At 72.5% G+C, this 4332-nt stretch carries 4 protein-coding genes; all 4 read right to left on the bottom strand.

What is annotated here, in order from left to right; translation table 11 throughout:
• Nucleotides 1-205: FGGY family carbohydrate kinase (locus DEIPI_RS31255; RefSeq protein ID WP_245588572.1), on the bottom strand; the 205-nt coding region annotated here is incomplete at its 3' end.
• 51 nt (nt 206-256) lie between these two features.
• Complete coding sequence (locus DEIPI_RS0114325; protein ID WP_045234379.1) at nt 257-1828, bottom strand: glycerol-3-phosphate dehydrogenase/oxidase; 1572 nt, start codon at nt 1826-1828, stop codon at nt 257-259.
• 71 nt (nt 1829-1899) lie between these two features.
• On the bottom strand, nt 1900-3126 hold the full coding sequence (locus tag DEIPI_RS0114320; RefSeq protein WP_027482214.1) for an ATP-binding protein: 1227 nt from the start codon (nt 3124-3126) through the stop codon (nt 1900-1902).
• A 93-nt stretch (nt 3127-3219) separates the two neighbouring features.
• The coding region (locus DEIPI_RS0114315) for an FGGY family carbohydrate kinase (RefSeq protein ID WP_027482213.1) at nt 3220-4332 on the bottom strand (1113 nt) is incomplete at its 5' end.

Raw genomic sequence — 4332 nt, 5'->3', positions numbered from 1 at the left:
CGGTCACCTCGCTCAGGCCCGCCAGGGCGGCGCGCAGCACGAGGTCCGCGTCCTGCTCGGCCGCGCCGGGCTCGGGCGTCTCCAGCGGGTAGCCGTGCGAGGCGCGCGCGACCTCACGGCCCGCGTCGTCGAACGCGACGACCTTCGCGGCGGTCGTGCCGAGGTCCACGCCCAGGACCACGGGGACCATCGAGGGGTCACTCATGCGGGCAGCGTACCGCCCGCCCGCGTGTCGCGGGCGGGCGTGAAGGGACGGTCAATCCGCCAGGGCGGGCTGCGCGAGGACGTACCCCCCGGCGAGCTCACGGTACGCGCGGACCTGCTCGGCGGCCCACGCGGCGTCCTTCCCGAGCTCCTCGGCGAGGACGCGCGCGACGGCGGGCGCGGCCTCCATGCTGGCGCGGGCGTTCAGGAGCAGCGCGCGCGTGCGGCGCGACAGGACGTCCTCGACGCTGCGGGCGAGCTCCTCCCGGGCGGCCCAGCGGACCTCCGCCTCGGTGTACGGGAGGTCCGGGTGCAGGGGTGCGTCCGCGCCGGGCAGCGCGCGGACCTTCGCGGCGTCGCTGCCGTACACGGCGAGCGCGTCCCCCCCGGGCGCGTCCGTCCAGCCGCGCAGGTGCAGTCCGGCGGTGAGCGAGAGCCTCGGGGGCAGCCCGGCCACCTCGGCGGCGCGGTTCACGGCGTCCTCGCCCATCTTGCGGTACGTGGTCCACTTGCCGCCCGTGAGGGTCAGCAGGCCCGACCTGCTGACGCGCAGCACGTGGTCGCGCGAGAGCGCGGCGGTGGAGCCCACCCCGTCGGTCGTTTCGGCCTTCACGAGGGGCCGCAGGCCCACGTAGACGCTCAGGACGTCCTCGCGCGTGGGCGCGGGGTCGAGGTACTGCGCGGCCGTGCGCAGGATGAACTCGATCTCCTCCGGGAGGGCGCGCGGCTCGACGCTGGTGTGCTCGACGGGCGTGTCGGTCGTGCCGATCACGACGCGGTCGTGCCAGGGCACGGCGAACAGGACGCGGCCGTCCTCCGTGCGGGGAATCATGATGGCGCTGTCGCCGGGCAGGAAGCGGCGGTCCACGACGACGTGCACGCCCTGGCTGGGGGACAGCATGGGCGCGGTGGCGGGGTCGTCCATGCGGCGCACGTCGTCGACGAAGACGCCCGTGGCGTTCACGACGGAGCGGGCGCGCACCTCGAAGACCTCGCCACTCTCCTCGTCGCGCCACGTGACGCCCGCGACGCGGTCGCCGTCCTTGAGGAGTCCCGTGACGGGCGCGTGGTTGAGGGCGACGCCGCCGTGGTCGAGGAGGGTGAGCAGCAGCGTCACGGCGAGGCGCGCGTCGTCGAACTGCCCGTCGTGGTAGAGGATGCCGCCGCGCAGACCGTCGGTCTTGAGGGTGGGGGTGCGCTCCAGCGCCTCGTCGCGGTTCAGGAGCTTGCTGCTGCCGAGGTTCAGCTTCCCGGCGAGCACGTCGTACAGCTTGAGGCCGATGCCGTAGTACGGCCCGGCCCACCAGTCGTAGGCGGGCACGACGAAGCCGAGGTCGTGGACGAGGTGCGGGGCGTTGCGGCGCAGCAGGCCGCGCTCACGCAGCGCCTCGCGGACGAGGCCGACGTTGCCCTGCGCGAGGTAGCGTACGCCGCCGTGAACGAGCTTCGTGCTGCGGCTGCTGGTGCCCTGCGCGAAGTCCCGCGCTTCGAGCAGCAGCGTCCGGTACCCGCGTGACGCCGCTTCCAGCGCCGTTCCGAGCCCGGAGGCTCCCCCGCCGATCACGAGGACGTCCCACGTCCCCCCCGCCCGAACCGCTTCCGTCAACGACTCCCGCGTGTGCATGACCACCTCTTTCCAGTCCAGCATTCACGAAGGCGCGGGGACGCGCAAGGGACGCGCCTCCCTTCCGGAACTCAGCGCCACTGCCAGAGCGCTCCGATGGGAACGGCGAGCATCCGCTCACCGAAGGGCAGGACGCGCTGGCCCGCGTACAGGACGACGCCCCGGTGGAAGCGCGGGCCGAGGTCGGCGGCGAGCGCTTCGAGTCCCCTGAAGTCGGCGGCCTTCACGCCGACGCTCGACTTGACCTCCACGGCGCAGACGCGTCCGTCGGGGGTTTCGAGGACGAGGTCCACCTCCTGCCCGCTCGCGGTGCGGTAGTGGTGCAGCGAGGCGCGCACCGAGCTCCAGCCGAGCTGCCGCGCGATCTCCCCCGTGACGAAGTTCTCCAGCAGGGGCCCCAGGACGGGGCGGTCCTGCGCGGCGCGTTCCTCGGTGACGCCGAGGACGTGCGCGGCGAGACCCGTGTCGGGGAAGTAGACCTTCGGCGCCTTGATGAGCCGCTTGCCCACGTTCGTCGCCCAGGCGGGCAGCGTATCCACGAGGTAGACGGCACGCAGGAGGTCCACGTAGCGGGAGGTCGTGACGTTGTTCGAGCCGAGGTCACGGGCGAGATCTGTGGCGTTGAGGAGCTTCCCGGCGCGCATGGCGAGCAGGGCGAGCAGTCTGGGGAACTCGGTCACGCTCGTGACGCGGCTGAGGTCGCGGACGTCGCGTTGGAGGATGGTCGTGACGTACGCGTCGTACCAGAGGGCGCGGCGTCGCTCGGTCGGTTGTCCCACCGCGTCGGGGTAGCCGCCGCGCAGGACGCGCTTCACGAGGTCGTCCGGAGTGGCGGCGGCGGGAGTGGCGCTCCCGAACAGAACGCCGACGAAGTCCTCGGGCCCGGCGCCCTCCCCGGACGTCTCGCCCTGCGAGAGCGGCCACAGTCGGTGGACGCTCATGCGGCCCGCGAGGGAGTCGGAGACGCGCGGGAGGGTGAGCACGTTCGCGCTGCCCGTGAGGACGAACCTGCCGGGCCGACGGTCCCGATCGATGCTGGCCTTGATGGGCAGCATGAGCTCCGGCGCACGCTGGATCTCGTCGATGAGGACGCGGGACGGCAGGGCGTTCACGAAGCCGACGGGATCTTCCCTGGCGCTCGCGAGCAGGTCGAGGTCGTCGAGAGAGTAGTGAGCTTCGAGCGGCACGAGGTCGGCGGCGAGGGTGCTCTTGCCCACCTGCCGGGCTCCGGTGATGAGCACGGCGGGCATGACCTCCATCGCTTCCGTGACGTACGAGGACAGGAACCGGGGAAACATACTGATAATCTAACACCTGCTGTTAGATCATCTTGCACGTTCTGTCAGATCGTCTTGCACGAGGTGATGGACACTCCACCGGATCGTGACGGATCATCCACCCTTCTCCTCTTCCGTCACCCAGCCCTTGGAGCGTTCCACCGCGCGGTGCCAGCCCGCCATGAGGCGGTCGCGTTCGGCGCTCTCCATGCGCGGTTCGAAGCGGCGATCCGCGCGCCACAGCGCTTCGAGCTCCTCCTCGCCGGACCAGACGCCCACCGCGAGCCCCGCGAGGTACGCCGCGCCGAGCGCCGTCGTCTCCGTCACGGCGGGCCGCACGACGGGCACGCCCAGCACGTCCGCCTGGAACTGCATCAGCAGGTCGTTGCGGCTCGCGCCGCCGTCCACGCGCAGCTCCGAGAGCGTCACGCCCGCGTCCTGCTGCATCGCGGCGAGCACGTCCGCCGACTGGTACGCGATACTTTCGAGCGCCGCCCGCGCGACGTGCGCCCGGCCCGCGCCGCGCGTGAGTCCCAGGATCGCGCCGCGCGCGTAGCTGTCCCAGTGGGGCGCGCCGAGCCCCACGAAGGCGGGCACGACGTACACGCCGCCGTTGTCGGGCACGCTCGTCGCGAGGGCCTCCACCTCCGCGCTGTCGCGGATCACGCCGAGCCCGTCACGCAGCCACTGCACCACCGCGCCCGCCACGAAGATGCTGCCCTCCAGCGCGTAATCGACGCGCCCGCCCAGCCGCCACGCGACGGTCGTGAGGAGGCGGTTCGCGCTCGGCACGGCCTCCGCGCCCGTGTTGAGCAGCATGAAGCAGCCCGTGCCGTACGTGTTCTTCGCCATGCCGCGCCGCAGGCACGCCTGCCCGAAGGTCGCGGCCTGCTGGTCCCCCGCGATGCCCGCGATGGGAACGCGCGCCCCGAAGAGCCCTTCCGCGGTCTCGCCGTACACCTCGCTCGACGAGCGCACCTCGGGCAGCACCGCGCGCGGCACGTCCAGCAGCGAGAGGAGCTCGTCGCTCCAGTCGCCCGCGTGGATGTCGTACAGCAGCGTCCGCGAGGCGTTCGTGGCGTCCGTGACGTGCAGCGCGCCCCCCGTGAGGTTGTACACCAGCCACGAGTCGATCGTGCCGAACGCGAGCTCGCCGCGCTCCGCGCGCGCGCGGGCGCCCGGCACGTGGTCGAGCAGCCAGCGCAGCTTCGTGCCGCTGAAGTACGC

The organism is Deinococcus pimensis DSM 21231 (assembly GCF_000519345.1).
GTDB classification, from domain to species: domain Bacteria; phylum Deinococcota; class Deinococci; order Deinococcales; family Deinococcaceae; genus Deinococcus_A; species Deinococcus_A pimensis.
Note: the sequence above shows the minus strand (reverse complement) of the source record. Positions and strands in the feature narration are given on the sequence as shown.

Coding starts and splice junctions, on each gene's coding strand:
- DEIPI_RS0114325 (WP_045234379.1), bottom strand. CDS start 1,828: ATGCACACGCGGGAGTCGTTGACGGAAGCGGTTCGGGCGGGGGGGACG.
- DEIPI_RS0114320 (WP_027482214.1), bottom strand. CDS start 3,126: ATGTTTCCCCGGTTCCTGTCCTCGTACGTCACGGAAGCGATGGAGGTC.